This is a genomic window from Pantoea eucrina (assembly GCF_001691555.1).
GTDB classification, from domain to species: domain Bacteria; phylum Pseudomonadota; class Gammaproteobacteria; order Enterobacterales; family Enterobacteriaceae; genus Pantoea; species Pantoea borealis.
In genome coordinates, this window is record NZ_MAYN01000008.1 from 1,950,012 (window position 1) to 1,968,097 (window position 18,086).

Below are 18,086 nucleotides of genomic sequence, written 5' to 3' on the forward strand. Positions count from 1 at the left end.
GCCCCTCAGCCTGAGGGCCCCCGGTTACGCCGCGTCAAAGCGCCGGAACAGCGCTTTTCCTTTCAGCAGTTGCACCCCCAGCCAGCCGCCGCACAGCGACAGCAGAAGCGCCCCGCACAGCGGTAGCGCAAACCACAGCGTCCAGTCGGGCTGCCAGGGAAAATCAAAGATTTTACGCTGCAGTGCCCATAGTGCGGCCTCTGCACCCAGCGCAGCCGCTATTCCGGAAACCACGCCGAGCAGAGCAAACTCACACCACAGCGTGCCGCGCAGCAGCCGCCTGCTCGCCCCCAGCGTGCGATAGACCACCAGCTCCTGACGGCGCTGACGCATGCCAATCTGGATCTGCGCCAGCAGCAGCAGGACACCACACAGCGTCACCAGCACCACCATGATTTCCAGCGCCTGGCTCACCTGCGCCAGCACCTGGCCAATCTGTTTCATGATGCTGCCAATATCGAGCAGACTCAGCGTCGGAAACGCCCGGTTCAGCTGCGCCAGCAGCGCCGGGTCGTTCGCCATGCGAAAGCTGGTCAGCCAGGTCTGCGGCTGCTGATCCAGCGCACCGGGTGGAAAGATAAAGAAGAAGTTGGGCCGCAGACTCTCCCAGTCCACCTTACGCAGACTGCTGATGCGTGCGCTGAACTGCTGAGTATCACCGCTGAAAGTCAGCGTATCACCTGGCTTAACGCCCAGTCGCTGCGCCAGCTCCGCTTCAATCGAAACTTCCCCTGCCCGCGGGGGCCAGCTGCCGGCCAGCAGCGGGTTATGATCCGGCCGCTGCGCCTGCCAGGTCAGATTGAGTTCGCGGTTCAGCGCATTATCCTGACGGGGATCGGCCGCTTTGCCGTTCAGTTCAACCAGACGCGCGCGCACCACGGGATAAAAGGTTTCCGGTTTGATCTGATGCTGCTGCAAAAAATCGCGCACCTGCGGCACCTGCGCCTGCGTAATATTCAGCAGAAAATAGTTTGGCGCATCCGGCGGCAGCTGCTGCTGCCAGCGATCGAGCAGATCGCCGCGCATAACCAGCAGCAGCGCCAGCAGCATAAAAGAGAGTGAGAACGCGGCCAGCTGGCTCAGCGTCATTGCCGGCTGTCGCAGCAGACGATTAATTGCCAGCCGCAGTGCCAGGTTACGCACCACCAGCCGGCGCAGCAGCAGCAGCGTACCCCAGCCCAGCACAGCGAGCAGCAGCGCCAGCAGCAGCACGCCGGTGAGCAGCGCCCAGAGCATTTTGCTCCCCCCCAGCAGCAGTGCCAGCAATGCAACCACCACCAGCGCCATTACCGGCAGATAGAGGCGCAGCGGCCAGACGCGCGCCACCGCATCGCGTCGCAGTACGCGCAGCGGCTGGGTAGCCATCAGCAGACGATAAGGACGCAGCCCCACCAGCAGGGAGATAACAAACAGGGTGCCCAGCGCCCAGAACCATGGCCAGAGGCTGGCGGCTGGCAGTGACGCAGGCAGCACCGGCTTCAGCATAGTAAGCAGCAGCAGTTCGATCCCCTGCCCCAGCGCGCTGCCGGTTATGCCCGCTAACAGCAACACCGCCAGCCACTGACCGATAATCAGCCGCTGCAGCGCACGCCGCGTGGCCCCCAGCGTTTTCAGCACCGCCACCAGATCGTAACGGCTGCGACAGTAGTGGCTCATCGCTACCGCCACGGCTGCGATGGCCAGCAGCAGCGTCAGCAACGCTGAGAGCAGCAGAAACTGCTGCGCACGCTGCATGGAGCGGCCCAGCGCATCCTCTGAATTTTCCGTACTTATCCAGCGTTCGCCCGCTTTAAGGCGCGGTTCAATCCAGCGATCGTAGCGCGCCAGCGGGGTCGCATCGCCGGAAAACTTATAGCGCCAGCTCAGGCGGCTGCCGGGCTGAATGGCACCGGTTTTCTCAACATCGGCAAGGTTCATTAACAGACGAGGCGCCGTCTGGAAGGGATTAAACCCGCTGTCCGGCTCCTGAATTACCGTACCGGCAATACGCAGCGTGGCGTCGCCGACCTCTATCGGCTCGCCGACGCGCAGATCCAGCAGCGCCAGCAAACGCGGTGCGACCAGCACGCTGCCCGCAACCGGACGCAGGCCCGGGGGCTCAGTCTGCAGCGTACCAAACATCGGATAGGCGTTATCCACCGCTTTGACATCTGCCAGCTGCGGCGTCTCCTGCGCAAAGGTCATGGTGGTGAAGCTGAGCTGACGACTGATCGCTAACCCCTCCTCACGCGCCTGTGTCAGCCAGGCTTCCGGCACCGGCCGGCTGCTGCGCAGCGTACGATCGCCCGCCATAAAATCGCGGCTCTGCTGGCTGAGTCCTTTCTCCATGCGATCGCTGATGGATCCCAGCGCCAGCATGCAGGCCACCGCCAGCGTCAGCGCCAGCCAGACGATCAGCAGCGAAGGCGAGCGCCATTCGCGCCAGAACCAGCGCCAGATCATGCTTCCTCCCACAGCTTGCCGTCACGCAGCCGCAGCCGCCGATCGCAGCGCGCTGCCAGCTGCTCATCGTGAGTAACCAGGATCAGCGTCGTGGCGTAATCACGGTTGAGCGAGAACAGTAAATCGGCAATGCGCTCTCCGGTCTGACGATCCAGATTACCGGTGGGTTCATCCGCAAACAGCAGGCCGGGACGCCCGCTAAACGCGCGTGCCAGCGCCACCCGCTGCTGTTCGCCCCCTGAGAGCTGCGCCGGCAGATGATGCAGGCGTGCTTTCAGGCCGAGCTGTGCCAGCAGTTCGCTGGCCTGTGCACGGCTGTCGCGGTCGCTTTCACCGCGCAGCAGCGCCGGCAGCTGTACGTTCTCCAGCGCGTTCAGCGTGGGCACCAGCATAAATGACTGAAACACAAAACCGACTTCACGGGCGCGCAGCGCCGCGCGCTGCTCTTCGTTCATGCGGTGCAGCGGCTGCCCCAGAAGGTGTACCTCGCCGCTGCTGCCATCATCCAGCCCGGCAAGGATCCCCAGCAGCGTCGACTTCCCCGATCCCGATTCGCCAATCAGCGCGAGCGTCTCGGCTGGTTTGACAACCAGCTCAACTCCGGTAAGGATTGAGAGCTGATGCTCACCCTGACCGACGGACTTAGTAAGATGATGAACCGCAACAATGTTTTCCGCTGGCATTATCCCTTCCTGTGTATGGTGCTGCTGCTGGTATCGCGCATTGCTGCGGCCGATACCCTGATGGTATTAGGCGACAGCCTGAGCGCCGGCTACCGGATGTCTGCCAGCGCCGCCTGGCCTGCCCTGCTCAGTACGCGCTGGCAGCAGCAGCCAAAAGTCGTGAACGCCAGCATCAGCGGTGATACCGCCGGCCAGGGTCTGGCCCGGCTGCCTGCACTATTAAAACAGCATCAGCCGCGCTGGGTGTTAATCGAACTGGGCGGTAATGATGGTTTACGCGGTTTTCCGCCGCAGGCTATCGCGCAGGATCTGCGTGCGATTATCAGTGCGGTAAAAGCCGCTGACGCGCAGCCGCTGCTGATGCAGATCCGGCTGCCCGCTAATTATGGACGACGATACACTGACGCGTTCAGCGCCATCTATCCGCGCCTGGCGGAAGAGTATAGCCTGCCGCTGGTACCCTTTTTTATGGAGCAGGTCTATCTGAAGCCGGAGTGGATGCAGCAGGATGGTATTCATCCCAATCCGGATGCGCAGCCGTTCATTGCCCGCATAATGGCTGACGCGCTGGCTCCGCTAGTTAAGCATGACGCACGCTGAGCCGTGCGATTTTACAGGTAAAGAAATGCAAAAATCGGTTTTGATCACCGGCTGCTCCAGCGGTATCGGGCTGGCAGCTGCCAGCGATTTGCAGGCGCGCGGCTATCACGTGCTTGCCGCCTGCCGCCGTGCGGAAGATGTCGCGCGGATGACAGCACTGGGGTATACCGGCATCCGGCTCGACCTTGATGATGCCGCGAGTGTGGATGCCGCGGCAGAACAGGTGCTGGCACTCACCGGGCATTGCCTGCACGGGCTATTTAATAACGGCGGATTTGGCCAGTACGGGCCGCTGAGCAGCGTCAGCCGCCAGCAGCTTGAGAAGCAGTTCTCCACCAATCTGTTTGGCACCCATCAGCTGACGATGCGGCTGCTGCCGGCGCTGCAGAACAGCGGCGACGGCCGCATTATCAATACCAGCTCGGTGCTGGGACTGATCTCCACCCCGGGGCGTGGTGCCTATGCCGCCAGTAAGTGGGCGCTGGAAGCGTGGAGCGATGCGCTGCGTATGGAGGTGCGCGCCAGCGGCGTGCGCGTCAGCCTGATAGAGCCGGGACCTATCGCCACGCGCTTCACCGATAACGTGCAGCAGGGTGAACAGGAGAAGCCGGTGCAGAATCCCGGTATCGCCGCACGCTTTACCCTGCCGCCGGAGGCGATTTTACCCAAACTGCGCCATGCGCTGGAGAGCCGTCACCCGCGGCTGCGCTATCCGGTGACGCTGGTGGCCTGGGGCATGAGTTTTCTGAAACGGCTGCTGCCAGGCTGGATGCTGGATCGCATTTTGCGCAGCAACTGAGCGGTAACATCAGCCAGCGCTTGAAGCGGGCCACTTTATCCCCATATTCTCTAAACACTTTCTGCCAGGAGCGTTTTTCATGTCACACGCTTTGATCACCGATATCAATGAGTCCAATCTGCAGCAGACGCTGGAGCAATCCATGCAGCTGCCGGTTCTGTTCTATTTCTGGTCTGAACGCAGTCAGCACTGCCTGCAGCTGACCCCGGTGCTGGAGCGTCTGGCACAGGAGTATGCCGGCCAGTTCCTGCTGGCAAAGCTTGACTGCGACAATGAGCCAGTGGTGGCATCTCAGTTCGGCCTGCGCTCGCTGCCCACGGTTTATCTGTTCCAGAATGGACAGCCGGTAGATGGTTTTCAGGGCCCGCAGCCGGAAGAGGCGATCCGCGCGCTGCTGGAAAAAGTTTTGCCGCGCGAAGAGGAGCTGAAAGCGCAGCAGGCCATGGAGCTGATACAGCAGAACAAGCCGCTGGAAGCGCTGCCGCTGCTGAAAGATGCCTGGCAGCTGAGTAATAAAAACAGTGAGATTGGCTTTCTGCTGGCAGAAGTGCTGATCACCCTGAACCGCAGTGATGAAGCTGAAGCGGTGCTGGATGTGGTGCCGCTGCAGGATCAGGATACGCGCTATCAGAGCCTGATTTCGCAGATCGACCTGTTGAAGCAGGCGGCGGATACGCCTGAAATTCAGCTGCTGCAGGAGCAGCTGAACGCCGAGCCGCAGAACGCTGCCCTCGCTGCTAAACTTGCATTACAGCTGCATCAGGTAGGCCGTAATGAAGAGGCGCTGGAGCTGCTGCTGGGCTTTCTGAAAAGCGATCTCGCTGCCGGTGACGGTGAAGTGCGTAAAATGTTCCAGGAGATCCTGGCCGCGCTCGGCACCGGCGACGCCCTCGCCTCGCGCTATCGCCGCCAGCTCTATTCGCTGCTCTACTGACGGGTACGCAGACGGGCCGAAGCGACTCGGCCCGGTTATCTGACAGCCAGGAGGTTATATGCTGACCGCTATTCCTGTTCTCATCGTGCTGGTGCTGGTGATTGTATGGGCCGGTATCAAGATTGTTCCGCAGGGCTATCAGTGGACGGTAGAGCGCTTCGGACGCTACACCCGTACGCTGTCGCCGGGCCTTAATCTGGTGGTGCCGTTTATGGATCGCGTGGGCCGCCGCATCAATATGATGGAGCAGGTGCTCGATATCCCCTCACAGGAGATCATCTCCAAAGACAACGCCAACGTCACCATTGATGCTGTCTGTTTTATTCAGGTTGTGGATCCGGCGCGTGCCGCCTATGAGGTCAGTAATCTGGAGCTGGCGATCATTAATCTCACGATGACTAATATTCGCACGGTCCTTGGCGGCATGGAGCTCGATGAGATGCTGTCGCAGCGTGACAATATCAATACCCGCCTGCTGCATATCGTTGATGAAGCCACGAACCCCTGGGGCGTAAAAATCACCCGCATTGAGATCCGTGATGTGCGGCCACCGCAGGAGCTGATTGCCGCCATGAATGCACAAATGAAAGCTGAACGTACCAAGCGCGCCGATATTCTGGCCGCTGAAGGCGTACGTCAGGCTGCCATACTGCGTGCTGAAGGTGACAAGCAGTCACAGATCCTGAAAGCAGAGGGTGAGCGCACTTCTGCCTTTTTACAGGCCGAGGCGCGTGAGCGGCAGGCAGAGGCGGAAGCGAACGCCACGCGCATGGTGTCTGACGCGATCGCCGCCGGTAATATCCAGGCGATTAACTACTTTGTGGCGCAGAAATATACTGATGCGCTGCAGAAAATCGGCGAAGCCGGCAACAGCAAAGTCGTGATGATGCCGCTTGATGCCAGCAGCCTGATCGGCTCGGTAGCGGGCATCAGTGAACTGCTGAAAGAGCGTCGTCAGGAGCAGGCACCGTGATGCTGATGGAGCTGATCGCCCACCCACACTGGTTCTGGCTGACGCTTGGCGGGCTGCTGCTGGCAGCCGAAATGCTGGGCACCAGCGGCTATCTGCTCTGGTGTGGTATGGCGGCGCTGCTGGTAGGGCTGGCCGAGTGGCTGTGGCCTTTCTCCTGGGCTGGCCAGGGGCTACTGTTTGCCGCGCTGACCCTATTGAGCGCGCTGGGCTGGTATGGCTGGATGCGACATCAGGCTGGGCAGCAGCAGCCAAACACGCTGAACCAGCGCGGTAAAGAGCTGATTGGCCGGCAGCTAACGCTGGAGGCACCGCTTAAAAGTGGTATCGGCCATGTACAGATTGGTGACAGCAGCTGGCGCGTGCAGGCAGCAGACGATTTGCCAGCGGGCACGCGGGTGACCGTCACGGCGGTTGAAGGGATCACGCTGCTGATTCAGCCGCGCTTGCCACCGGTGTGACCGCAGCAGCCCGCCAGCTGATCAATTATCGGGCACTCGGCGCCCTCATCGCCGGGACACGCCTCTGCCAGCGACAGCAGGCGCGCCCGCATGGCGTGCAGCTCTTCAATATGTGCCGCAATTTCATCAGCCTTCTGCAGCGTGCGCGCTTTGACATCCGCACTGTGCCGCGCAGGATCGTTGAACAGCGCCACCAGCTCGCGGCACTCATCCAGCGTAAAGCCAACCTGGCGCGCCTGGCGCAGCAGGTGCAGCTCTTCCAGATGGCGTTCGTCATAATGCCGGTAGCCATTTTCGCTACGCAGCGGCGGTGTCACGATCCCTTTCTCTTCATAAAAGCGGATCGCTTTACTGGTCAGCCCGGTTTTTCTGGCGACGTCGCTGATATTCATGCTGGCTCCTTGACCTTCCCCCGAATGGAAGGTTTACGCTTATAACTACTGCAACCGGTGCAGCCGGTCAACTCTGTTCATTAAGGAGACCATGATGTCAGATATACAAACACTCGCGCTGGAGGGACTTTCCTGCGGCCACTGCGTCAAACGGGTTAAAGAGGCGCTGGAACAGCGCAGCGACGTGGAGCAGGCGGAGGTCACGCAACAGCAAGCGCGCGTGACCGGCGCTGCCAGCGCCAGCGATCTGATCGCCACTGTGGAGCAGGCTGGCTACCACGCCACGCTGCAGCCTGAGGCTACCTCCCCAAAGCCTGATCCGTTGACAGCTCAGGAGCCGCCGCCGGAGGCGCTGACAACGGCCTCTCAGCCGGCAGAAGCGGCGCTGCCGGTACAGCATCTGCTGATAGCAGGCATGAGCTGTGCCAGCTGCGTCAGCCGGGTAGAGAACGCGCTGCGCGCGGTACCCGGTGTCACCGAAGCGCGCGTTAACCTCGGCGAACGCAGCGCGCTGGTGCTGGGCGAAGTTAACGCACCGGCGCTGATTGCCGCCGTGGAGGGTGCAGGCTACAGCGCTGAAGCGATCGAAGATGAGCAGCGCCGGCGCGAGCGTCAGCAGGCGAGCGCGCGTCAGGCGATGCGTCGCTTCAGCTGGCAGTCGGCGCTGGCGCTGGGTTTTGGCATTCCGATGATGTTCTGGGGGATGGCAGGCGATCACATGATGCTGACGCCAGCGAATCAGACGCTGTGGCGTACGCTGGGCGCCGTTACGCTGCTGGTAATGATCATTGCCGGTGGCCACTTTTACCGCAGCGCCTGGCGCAGCCTGCGATTTGCCACGGCCACTATGGATACGCTGGTGGCGCTCGGCACCGGCGCCGCCTGGCTCTACTCCATGAGCGTGGCGCTGTGGCCGGAATTTTTTCCGGTGCAGGCACGCCATCTCTATTTTGAAGCCAGCGTGATGATCATCGGTCTGATTAACCTTGGGCACGCGCTGGAGCAGCGTGCCCGTCAGCGCGCCTCGCGGGCGCTGGAGCGGCTGCTGGATCTGACCCCGGCTCAGGCGTGCGTGGTTACCGACCAGGGTGAGCAGCAGCTGCCGCTGAGCGCCGTCACCGCCGGTATGACCCTGAAACTGGTCACCGGCGATCGGGTGCCGGTGGACGGCGACGTCACGCAGGGTGAAGCCTGGTGCGATGAAGCGATGCTTACCGGCGAAGCCGTGCCGCAGGAGAAAGCGCCTGGCAGTAAGGTTTATGCCGGCACGGTGGTGCAGGATGGCACGCTGCGCTTTGTGGCCAGCGCCACCGGCAGTCACACGACGCTGGCGCGTATTATCAATCTGGTACGTCAGGCACAAAGCAGCAAACCGGAGATAGGTCGCCTCGCCGATCGCATCTCTGCCGTCTTTGTACCGGTCGTCGTGGCAATTGCGCTGCTGAGCGGGCTTACCTGGTATCTGGTCGGGCCGCAACCGCAGCTCGCCTATGCGCTGGTAATTATTACCACCGTCCTGATTATCGCCTGTCCCTGTGCGCTGGGACTGGCCACGCCGATGTCGGTTATCGCCGGTACCGGCCGGGCGGCAGAACTGGGTATTCTGGTGCGCGATGCTGACGCGCTGCAGCACGCCAGCGAAACCAATACGATAGTATTTGATAAAACCGGTACGCTGACGCTGGGATCGCCGCAGATCGGCGAGATCTGCCGCTATGCAGACTGGGATCAACAGCAGATCCTGCAGGCGGCAGCAGAGCTGGAGCAGGGATCCACGCATCCGCTGGCCAGTGCGATCCTCGCTGCCGCGCCGCAGCCGCCGGCCGCAGAGATCACCCGCTTCCGGACGCTGCGCGGCAGGGGCGTGAGCGCGCAGGTGGCAGGCCAGACTCTGCTGCTGGGCAATACGACCCTGCTCGATGAGCAGCAGATTAACTATGACGCCGCGCGGGCAGATATCGCACGCATCGCTGCAACGGGTGCCACGCCGGTGCTGCTGGCCGATGCGCACCAGCTGCTGGGCCTGCTCGCGCTGCGCGATAACCTGCGACCAGAGAGCAAAGCTGTGCTGCAGCGTCTGCATCAGGCTGGCTACCGGCTGGTGATGCTGACGGGCGATCATCAGGCCACCGCCAGCGCAATCGCCGCTGAAGCGGGAATTGATGAAGTGATTGCCGGCGTGCTGCCAGAGGGCAAGGCAGAAGCCATAAGCCGCCTGCAGCAGCAGGGATGCCGGGTCATGATGGTAGGTGACGGCATTAACGATGCGCCGGCGTTAGCACAGGCGGATACCGGTATTGCAATGGGCAACGGCAGCGATGTGGCGGTAGAAACCGCGGCGCTGACGCTGATGCGTAACGACCTGCACGGTGTGGCGGATGCACTGGCTATTTCACAGGCCACGCTGCGTAATATGCGTCAGAATCTGCTGGGCGCATTTGTGTATAACAGCCTGGGCATTCCGATTGCAGCGGGCGTACTCTATCCCTTTACCGGCCTGCTGCTGAGTCCGATCGTCGCAGGGGCAGCAATGGCCCTCTCTTCTATCACCGTGGTCAGCAATGCAAACCGCCTGCTGCGTTTTACTCCGCCCGGGCGGCAATAGCAGCCAGCGCGCTGTTTTTAGCCGGCATAAATCGCTAGCATGGGCGTTTTACCCTAATAGGAGCGGACATGAACAGCTCTATCTGGCAACGTCTCTGGCAGCGGATCGCCGCGCTTTTTCCGTCTGCCTACCGCTGGCCGGCAATGGATATGCGCCTGGGCGACCGGCAGCTGCATCTGACCGGCAGTATTCATATGGGGACGCGCAACATGCAGCCTCTGCCGGCCGGGCTCTTGCGCCAGCTGCAGAAAGCGGATGCGCTGATTGTGGAAGCGGATATCACGCGTGGCGGCTCTCCCTTTGCCGATACAGCAGATTTACCGCCGCTGCACACCCGGCTGGATAGCGCCACACTGACGCGGCTGCAGACGCTGTGCAGGGATTTGGGGCTGGAGAGTACGCTGTTTGATACCCTGCCCTGCTGGCAGATAGCGCTGATGCTGCAGGCGCACCAGGCGCAGCGGCTCGGACTGCGTCCGGAGTATGGTATCGATTATCAGCTGCTGCAGGCAGCAAAGGCCGCAGACAAGCCGGTCATTGAGCTGGAGGGGCCGGAGACGCAGATCGCGCTGCTGAAATCCCTGCCGCAGGAGGGCCGGGCGCTGCTGGTGGACACGCTTGAGCACTGGCATACTAATGCACGCCTGCTGCAGACGATGATCAGCTGGTGGCTTGAAGCGCCCCCCGCGCAGCAGCCGGTGTCGCTGCCCGCCACGTTTGGCGGTGAGCTGAGCGATACGCTGATGCGCAACCGTAATCAGCAATGGCGTGAACAGCTGCTGGCGCTGCCATCCGGTCGCTATCTGGTTGCCGTTGGCGCACTTCATCTTTATGGCGATGATAATCTGCCCGGTTTGCTGAAACAGAAGCAGACGTAGCCAGACGCCTGGCCGCACAGGCCTGGCAGAAGGATAAGATAAAAAAAGAAGGCCGATATCACTATCGACCTGTCAAAGAGGAATTTGTTTATGATTTTGGTTATCGCCAGGGTAAGTGGCGCGGGATAATTCTCGCGCAAAGTTCAGATTTTCGCCACTGTTATTACTGCAATCTTTGAGAAGAATTTTTGTCGTAAGGATTAACGATGACCCCTGCAGTCAAACTTCTGGAAAAAAATGGCGTGGCGTTTACGCTGCACCCCTATGAGCATGACAGTCATGAAACGAACTTCGGCGATGAAGCGGTGCGCAAGCTCAATCTTGATGCGCGGCAGGTGTTTAAAACGCTGCTGGTCGCGCTGAACGGTGATGCGAAAGCGCTGGCAGTGGCGGTTACGCCGGTTGCGTCCCAGCTTGATCTAAAAAAAGTGGCAAAAGCGCTGGGCGCAAAGCGAGCAGAGATGGCCGATCCGCAGCTGGCGCAGCGCGTCACCGGCTACCTGCTGGGCGGCATCAGTCCGCTGGGCCAGAAAAAACGCCTGCCAACGGTGATCGACCGGCAGGCATCAGCGTTTGACACGATTTTTATCTCCGGCGGCAAACGCGGTCTCGACATTGAACTGGCCGCGCAGGATCTGGCGCGGCTGCTGAATGCCACCCTGGCTGACGTGGCACGCGGCGATTAATCGGGCTGCTGCGCGCAAAGCTGATCGATCATCCAGCGCCCGGCCGGGCCGGGCGGATTGCGCCGCGACCAGACCACATCCACTGCGATATGCTGCGGCCAGCCGGGAACGCAAAGCTCTTTCAGAACCTGATGGCCAAACTGCTCCACCAGCCAGCGCGGCAGCACGCTCCAGCCAAACCCCTGCTCCGCCATCTCCAGCAGCAGCAGATACGTCGGCGCTGACCAGGTTCGCCCCGCCGCCGGCAGCGGTCCGCGCGTCTGTACCCAGGTGTTCAGCCGCAGCTGCCGCAGCGCGCTGAGCTGCGCTTCACTTACCTGATCCTGCTGCGCCAGCGCGTGGTCCTGATGCAGGAAAATTGCCATCTGCGCCTCCACCTGCAGCCGGGCCACCGCCAGATCGGGCGGCAGCACGGGCTGCGTGCGAACCACGCCCAGATGCACCCGCCCCGCCTGCAGCAGATCCAGCACATCCTCATCCTCTGCGATCATGCATTCAAAGTCGATGTCGGGGTAGCGGGCATCAAACCGCGTCAGCAGATGTTCATGGTGGTCGGCCTGCCAGAAATCGGAAATAGCCAGACTCAGGCGCGGCTCTACGCCCTGCGACAGGCGCAGCGCCAGCTCATCCAGCCGCTGACTGGCGGCCAGAATCTGCTGCACCTGAGCCAGCGCGCGCTCACCCTGCGGCGTCAGCACCGGCTGACGGCCGCGACGGTCAAACAGCGTAAAACCTAAATCAATTTCCAGGTTAGCAATGGCAGCGCTGATGGTGGACTGGCTTTTTGCCAGCGCGCGGGCGGCGGCAGAGAAAGAGCCGCTTGCAACGGTCTGGACAAAAGCCTCAAGGGATTCCGGAGAGTATTTCATGGTTTACCATCGCTTTTTTCGATAGACGCTCATTTTATCTCAGATGCGTGCAGTGCGAAAATGCGCGTGATTACGTAACCGGAGGTTATTTATGCGTACCCGTTCGCTGAAAGAACGTATTCTTCACGCCGTGGGCTTTGAGGGCCTGGCTATTGTGACCATCGCGCCGCTGGCAGCATGGATTATGGATAAGCCGCTGTTCCAGATGGGCACGCTGGCAATCGCACTCTCTACCGTCGCGATGCTGTGGAACATGATCTATAACACGCTGTTCGATCGCATCTGGCCGCCGCATCAGAAACGCGGGCTGGGGCTGCGCGCCCTGCATGCGCTCTGTTTTGAAGGCGGATTCATTCTGATTGGTCTGCCGATTGCCGCCGGCATGCTGCATATTTCGCTGCTTAACGCGTTTTTGGTAGAGGTGGGCTTTTTTCTGTTTTTCCTGCCTTACACCATGGTTTACAACTGGGTCTGGGATAAGCTGCGCCTGCGCTGGTTTGCGCAGGCGTCGTGCCGCGCGTGATGCAGGGACCACGCTGCCTCCCGGCGGAAGCAGCGTGGTCATTCTCCCTTAATCCTGCGCCGCGCGTGGCCAGATCCACGCCAGGAACATACGCGGATAACTGCGCTTACGCTGTTTTTCCAGCGCCCTGTCGCGCTCCCGCACCTGCTCATCGGTCAGATGTACTATGGCTGGTGGCACAAAATCAGCGGTTTTCAGCGGCGAATGCTGAGTGACGTAGTCGCGCAGCACATCAGCATCGCGCAGACCGCTATTACGGTAGCCTGCCAGCGTCGTCAGCTGCGGATAGCCATCGCCGCCGCTGGCGTTAAAGCTGTTAGTGGCGAGGCGATAGGTCTTCTTCTTCTCCAGCGGCTTCCCGTTGATTTTGACATCACTGACTGATTTACCATCGGCCACCAGGCTGACGCCAGCTAACTGAGCAAAGCCGCCGGAGTTGGTTTTAATATTCGCCACGCGGGCAAGATAGTCCTGCAGCGCCTCACCGCTCAGCGTGACCGACACCACCTGATTGCCAAACGGCTGCACCTGCAGCAGATCGCGCAGGCGCAGTTCGCCTGCTGCCAGCGACGTGCGGATGCCGCCGCCGCTGATCACTCCCACATCTGCTTTGGTCGCGGCCATCTGCGCACGCAGGATCAGCTGTGCCAGATTGGTTTGCTCAAAGCGGACTTTATTGCGCTCGCCGACAAACAGCCCGTCACTGCGGCCAACGGCTACATCCAGCTGTTTACCGGCGCGCAGCTGGAAAGGCGTCAGCAGCTTCATCATCGCCGTATTAGGGACGATCGGCTCCTGATAAGGCAGCCAGGTTTCACTGCCATCCTGATTTGTGACTTTATGCTTCAAATTAACCGGAATGAGCTGATAATTTTCCAGCGTCAGCTCGCCATTGCGAAAGGTAAAATCGCCGCGACCGACATATTTGCCCCACTCCTTAGCCTGCATGATCCAGACGCCATTTTGCCGATCGGGCTGGCAGGGCTGGCCCGGCTGGTAATCCGGAACGCTGCTGTTAGCCTGCGCCATACAGACGGCATCGTGTGAGTGGCCGCCCACGATAACACTCAGGGTGCCAGGCGGCAGACTGCGCGCCAGCTCAACGTCGCCCGGGGCGTTACTGCCGTGCTGGCCGTCGTCATAGTGCCCCATATGCGTCAGCGCGATAATCACATCGGGTTTCTCCGTTGCGCGCAGCTCTGCTACCGCTTTCAGCGTCTCTTTAACCGGATCGCGTATCTCAAGCTCTGCAACGTTTTCCGGATTGGTGATACGCAGCGTATCCGTAGTGGTCAGCCCGATAACCGCTATTTTCAGGCCCATACGGTTAAATATGGCCCAGGGCGAAAACAGTCGCCGATCGCTGCCTTTTTGATAGATATTGGCAGCGAGAAAAGGGAAACGCGCCCACTTTTGCTGCTGTTCCAGCACGCTCAGGGGCTTATCAAATTCGTGGTTTCCCAGCGCCATAGCGTCATAGCCAACCAGATTCATGCCGCGAATGTCAGGCTCTGCATTCAGTAAATCTGACTCCGGCACGCCGGTGTTAATATCCCCGGCAGAGAGGATGAGTGCCCCTCCTCCGCGCGCCTGTACATCATAACGCTGCTGGTCCATCAGGGTCTTTTGTGCTGCCAGCCCATACTCACCCTGTGCGTTACTCCAGAAATGGCCATGATGATCGTTGGTATGCAGGATGCTGAAACGATAGCTGCGATCGGTTTGCCACGCCTGCGCCAGCATCGGCACCAGCAAAACCAGCAGCGCCAGCCAGGGCTTTTTAGGGGTAAGTAACAACACAACGCTCTCCTTGTTCGGTTTTTTCCACCACATCGTGGACCTGACAGATTTCTGCCCTCTGTGTCGCACAGTTCTTGCCTTAACTCAAGCCGAAAGGCAGTATCCGCTGCTATTTTCATCTGTTCTGCCCGACAGGGCGCACCGGCAATGCTGCGCTTTTTAGCGCTGCCGTAATGCATTATCGCTATCTGCAGGCCAGGATAACTGCCGAAAATAGCGCTTCGGCACGTTTTTCATTGCATTTTTTCAGTTTATTCAGCTTTCATCCCGCAATTGTCTAAACGCTGCAGCAGGATTTGCATTACACTTGGTTGTTACAAGCGGACACATTTGCACACAAGGAGACAGGCATGCATCACACCACACCGTTGATCACCACTATTGTCGGGGGCCTGGTCCTCGCGTTTCTCCTTGGCATGCTGGCCAACCGCCTGCGCATCTCTCCGCTGGTAGGCTATCTGGTTGCCGGCGTGGTCGCGGGCCCTTTTACGCCAGGCTTTGTTGCGGATACCAATCTGGCACCTGAACTGGCAGAGCTGGGCGTGATTCTGCTGATGTTTGGCGTCGGACTGCACTTCTCACTGAAAGATCTGATGGCGGTAAAGTCGATCGCCATTCCCGGCGCCGTGGCGCAAATTGCGGTGGCGACGCTGCTGGGAATGGGGCTCTCCTGGACCATGGGCTGGTCATGGATGACCGGCCTGGTGTTTGGCCTGTGTCTCTCTACGGCCAGTACCGTAGTGCTGCTGCGGGCGCTGGAGGAGAGACAGCTGATTGACAGCCAGCGCGGCCAGATCGCGATCGGCTGGCTGATTGTGGAAGACCTGGTCATGGTGCTGACGCTGGTGCTGCTGCCTGCCATCGCCGGTATGCTGGAGCAGGGCAATGCCAGCCCGACCCTGCTGGCATGGGATCTGCTGCTGACCATCGGTAAAGTGGCCGCCTTTATGGTGCTGATGATGGTGGTAGGCCGTCGCGTGATCCCGTGGATCCTGGCAAAAAGCGCGGCTACCGGCTCGCGTGAACTCTTTACCCTGTCGGTGCTGGCGCTGGCGCTGGGTATCGCCTTTGGTGCAGTAGAGTTCTTTGATGTCTCCTTCGCCCTTGGCGCCTTCTTCGCCGGCATGGTGCTGAACGAATCCGAGCTGAGCCACCGCGCGGCACGCGACACGCTGCCGCTGCGCGACGCCTTTGCCGTGCTGTTCTTTGTCTCAGTCGGCATGCTGTTTAACCCGATGATCCTGATTGAACAGCCGCTGGCGGTACTGGGCGCGCTCGCCATCGTGGTACTGGGTAAATCAATCGCCGCCTGGGCGCTGGTCACTCTGCTGGGGCACTCACGCCGCACCGCGCTGACCATTTCGGTCAGCCTGGCGCAGATTGGTGAATTTGCCTTTATTCTTGCCGGCCTCGGCATTTCACTCGATTTGCTCAGTGAAGAGGGGCGCAACCTGGTGCTGGCGGCGGCTATTCTGTCGATTATGCTGAATCCTATCCTCTTCTCGCTGCTGGAGCGCTACCTGGATAAAACTGAAACCGCTGAAGAGCAGACGCTGGAAGAGGCGATGGCGGAAGAGAAACAGATCCCGGTGGATATCTGTAATCACGCGGTGATTGTGGGTTATGGACGCGTCGGCAGCCTGCTGGGGCAGCAGCTGCTGGAAGCAGATATTCCGCTGGTGGTGGTGGAAAATTCCCGTCCGCGCGTTGAAGCGCTGCGTGAACAGGGTATCAGAGCGGTGCTGGGCAATGCAGCACGCGCAGAGACTATGGAGCTGGCGCGGCTTGACTGCGCCCGCTGGCTGCTGCTGACCATCCCGAATGGCTATGAAGCGGGTGAAGTGGTGGTGGCCGCACGTGAGAAACGCCAGGATATTGAGATTATCGCCCGTGCACATTATGACGATGAGGTCGCCTATATTATGGATCGCGGAGCGAATCAGGTCGTGATGGGCGAGCGTGAAATTGCCAGCAGCATGCTGAATGTGCTGAAAAAAGAGATCGAGGTGGAACCCATTTCCCGCGAATGCCCGATTTAATCGTGACAGTTTCTGCCCGATTATCCCGCAAGGTAACCGGGCAGAAACAGCAATCGCTTACTGCAGGGAGCGCAGTGATGCGCCCCTTTTTACCGAATGGTTATCTGTCCCAGTAAGACTCTTCCAGGCTATCTTCCCGCTCCGGCAGGCCGCGCGTCAGGCGCGGTGAATGCTGATTCAGCACCTGATAACTGACGCGGTTAGCGTATTTACACACCTGCGCCAGCGAAGAGTAGGTCAGATATTCACGTGCGTGCTTGCTGGAGTTGGGTACCTTGAGGCGATGAAAGTTATTCGCCGTGATATCGTGCAGCAGCGCCGCCAGCGCCCCGTCACCGGCGCCGTTGGTATTCATGATCTTTTCCGGGCCGCCCATATAAGGCGCGATATGCGAAAAGATGCGCAGCGGCTGCTGACAATCCTGCTGGCGCATCGCCCGGCTGAACTCATACTGGTTAAATTCCGCAATCGCGCCCGGCAGCAGCGGGTGATTCGTTTTACGTTTAAATTCATCTTCGGTAAAGCCCGCCATGTAGAGCCCGGTCGGCCCGGCGGTGCAGAGCACCAGATCGACCCACTCCAGCGCCATATCGGCTGCCAGCAGCGGATCCTGTTCACCGGTCAGCGCAAACGCCTCTTCTTCATTCATCGCGACAATAGAGACGTGATCGCGCAGGAAATCGCGCCAGAACTGCGGGTTATCCTGAATGACATATTTTGTACCCAGCGTTAATACCACCGGCACATTATGCTTTTTCGCATACGCAATGGCGCGCAGCGTGGCGTCCGGCATCGGTTCACCCGGCTGACAGCGTACCAGATAGGAGGTCAGTACCAGCGCTGACGCCCCGGCAATCACCTCTTCCGGGATACTCTCTGCCTGCAGCCGGTTCATCTGTCCCGGACTGATGGCAAAGGTTCGTTCACCGTGCTCGCCAATAAGGGTAAAGCAGCGGCCAATTGCGCCGTCCACGCCCTGCAGGAAGTTCAGATCCATACGGCTGGAGGTGTTGCAGAGATAGCGATAGGCGTAGCCGCCAATCTGGATATTATTGCACATGACACCCAGCAGCACGGAACGATCGTCAGCCAGTACTGAATAGTTGTGCAACGTGTTGCCAATGGTGCCACCGGCAAACTGATGGCTGATCAGCTGTTCGCGCATCAGCTCGTTATAAAGCGCTTCCGCCGTGGCGTCGTCAATCACCAGCGAATGACCGGCACTCAGGCCGTAGCGCTGCAGGAACGCATCATCAACTTTGGCTTCGATATCCACCAGCGTCTGGTCGATACCCACCACCCAGCTGCCCTCCTCCTGCTCCTGCTGAATAGCCTGCAGCAGCGGATCGCGCGCGTTGACGGGGAAATAGTGTTTGGATTTACGTTTGCCGGGAAATTTCATGAA

At 60.1% G+C, this 18,086-nt stretch carries 16 protein-coding genes; 10 read left to right on the forward strand and 6 right to left on the reverse strand.

The genetic code is table 11. The features are described 5' to 3' along the window. Positions 1-24 precede the first annotated feature (24 nt). Entirely contained in the window at positions 25-2,442 is a 2,418-nt protein-coding gene (gene ybbP / locus BBA90_RS15345; protein ID WP_065649901.1) for a putative ABC transporter permease subunit YbbP, read from the reverse strand. Continuing rightward, positions 2,439-3,125, reverse strand: a complete 687-nt coding sequence (gene ybbA / locus BBA90_RS15350; protein ID WP_039383054.1) for a putative ABC transporter ATP-binding protein YbbA — start codon at positions 3,123-3,125, stop codon at positions 2,439-2,441. The genes ybbP and ybbA overlap by 4 nt, the downstream gene beginning before the upstream one ends. Here ybbA and tesA point away from each other — a divergent pair. The 5 genes from tesA (at position 3,093) to BBA90_RS15375 (ending at position 6,889) form a co-directional block, all read left to right on the forward strand. Then, positions 3,093-3,725, forward strand: coding sequence for a multifunctional acyl-CoA thioesterase I/protease I/lysophospholipase L1 (tesA, locus tag BBA90_RS15355; RefSeq protein WP_139074203.1), 633 nt, complete (start codon positions 3,093-3,095; stop codon positions 3,723-3,725). The two genes, ybbA and tesA, sit on opposite strands and share 33 nt — an antisense overlap. A 25-nt stretch (positions 3,726-3,750) precedes the next feature. After that, on the forward strand, positions 3,751-4,524 hold the full coding sequence (locus tag BBA90_RS15360; RefSeq protein ID WP_065650498.1) for an SDR family oxidoreductase: 774 nt from the start codon (positions 3,751-3,753) through the stop codon (positions 4,522-4,524). A gap of 79 nt (positions 4,525-4,603) precedes the next feature. Further along, positions 4,604-5,458, forward strand: coding sequence for a co-chaperone YbbN (locus tag BBA90_RS15365; protein ID WP_065649902.1), 855 nt, complete (start codon positions 4,604-4,606; stop codon positions 5,456-5,458). A gap of 58 nt (positions 5,459-5,516) precedes the next feature. Beyond that, complete coding sequence (locus tag BBA90_RS15370; protein ID WP_065649903.1) at positions 5,517-6,431, forward strand: SPFH domain-containing protein; 915 nt, start codon at positions 5,517-5,519, stop codon at positions 6,429-6,431. Next, a complete protein-coding gene (locus tag BBA90_RS15375; protein ID WP_065649904.1) occupies positions 6,431-6,889 on the forward strand; it encodes an NfeD family protein in 459 nt (152 codons plus the stop codon). The genes BBA90_RS15370 and BBA90_RS15375 overlap by 1 nt, the downstream gene beginning before the upstream one ends. Here BBA90_RS15375 and cueR read toward each other — a convergent pair. After that, positions 6,865-7,281 (reverse strand): Cu(I)-responsive transcriptional regulator, encoded by a 417-nt coding sequence (gene cueR / locus BBA90_RS15380; protein ID WP_065649905.1) that lies wholly within the window; start codon positions 7,279-7,281, stop codon positions 6,865-6,867. The genes BBA90_RS15375 and cueR overlap by 25 nt on opposite strands. 94 nt (positions 7,282-7,375) lie before the next feature. Here cueR and copA point away from each other — a divergent pair, with 94 nt between their 5' ends. The 3 genes from copA (at position 7,376) to ybaK (ending at position 11,450) form a co-directional block, all read left to right on the forward strand. Continuing rightward, positions 7,376-9,886 carry a copper-exporting P-type ATPase CopA gene (copA, locus tag BBA90_RS15385; protein ID WP_065649906.1) on the forward strand — a complete coding sequence of 837 codons (2,511 nt, stop codon included), beginning with the start codon at positions 7,376-7,378 and terminating at the stop codon, positions 9,884-9,886. A gap of 68 nt (positions 9,887-9,954) precedes the next feature. Then, positions 9,955-10,764: a TraB/GumN family protein gene (locus BBA90_RS15390; protein WP_065649907.1), complete on the forward strand. Its 810-nt coding sequence runs from the start codon at positions 9,955-9,957 to the stop codon at positions 10,762-10,764. A 206-nt stretch (positions 10,765-10,970) separates the two neighbouring features. Next, on the forward strand, positions 10,971-11,450 hold the full coding sequence (gene ybaK / locus BBA90_RS15395; protein ID WP_065649908.1) for a Cys-tRNA(Pro)/Cys-tRNA(Cys) deacylase YbaK: 480 nt from the start codon (positions 10,971-10,973) through the stop codon (positions 11,448-11,450). Here the strand turns inward: ybaK and BBA90_RS15400 are convergent. Continuing rightward, positions 11,447-12,319: a LysR family transcriptional regulator gene (locus tag BBA90_RS15400; RefSeq protein WP_065649909.1), complete on the reverse strand. Its 873-nt coding sequence runs from the start codon at positions 12,317-12,319 to the stop codon at positions 11,447-11,449. The two genes, ybaK and BBA90_RS15400, sit on opposite strands and share 4 nt — an antisense overlap. Positions 12,320-12,410: 91 nt before the next feature. Between BBA90_RS15400 and BBA90_RS15405 the strand changes: the two genes are divergently transcribed. Further along, entirely contained in the window at positions 12,411-12,842 is a 432-nt protein-coding gene (locus BBA90_RS15405) for a multidrug/biocide efflux PACE transporter (RefSeq protein ID WP_065649910.1), read from the forward strand. A gap of 48 nt (positions 12,843-12,890) precedes the next feature. On the opposite strand, the gene ushA is transcribed toward BBA90_RS15405, so the two are convergent. Next, on the reverse strand, positions 12,891-14,585 hold the full coding sequence (gene ushA, locus BBA90_RS15410; protein ID WP_240484908.1) for a bifunctional UDP-sugar hydrolase/5'-nucleotidase UshA: 1,695 nt from the start codon (positions 14,583-14,585) through the stop codon (positions 12,891-12,893). Between the two features lie 407 nt (positions 14,586-14,992). Here ushA and ybaL point away from each other — a divergent pair, with 407 nt between their 5' ends. Next, complete coding sequence (ybaL, locus tag BBA90_RS15415; protein ID WP_065649912.1) at positions 14,993-16,681, forward strand: YbaL family putative K(+) efflux transporter; 1,689 nt, start codon at positions 14,993-14,995, stop codon at positions 16,679-16,681. 100 nt (positions 16,682-16,781) lie between these two features. On the opposite strand, the gene BBA90_RS15420 is transcribed toward ybaL, so the two are convergent. Continuing rightward, complete coding sequence (locus tag BBA90_RS15420; protein ID WP_065649913.1) at positions 16,782-18,083, reverse strand: inosine/guanosine kinase; 1,302 nt, start codon at positions 18,081-18,083, stop codon at positions 16,782-16,784. Between the last annotated feature and the right edge of the window lie 3 nt (positions 18,084-18,086).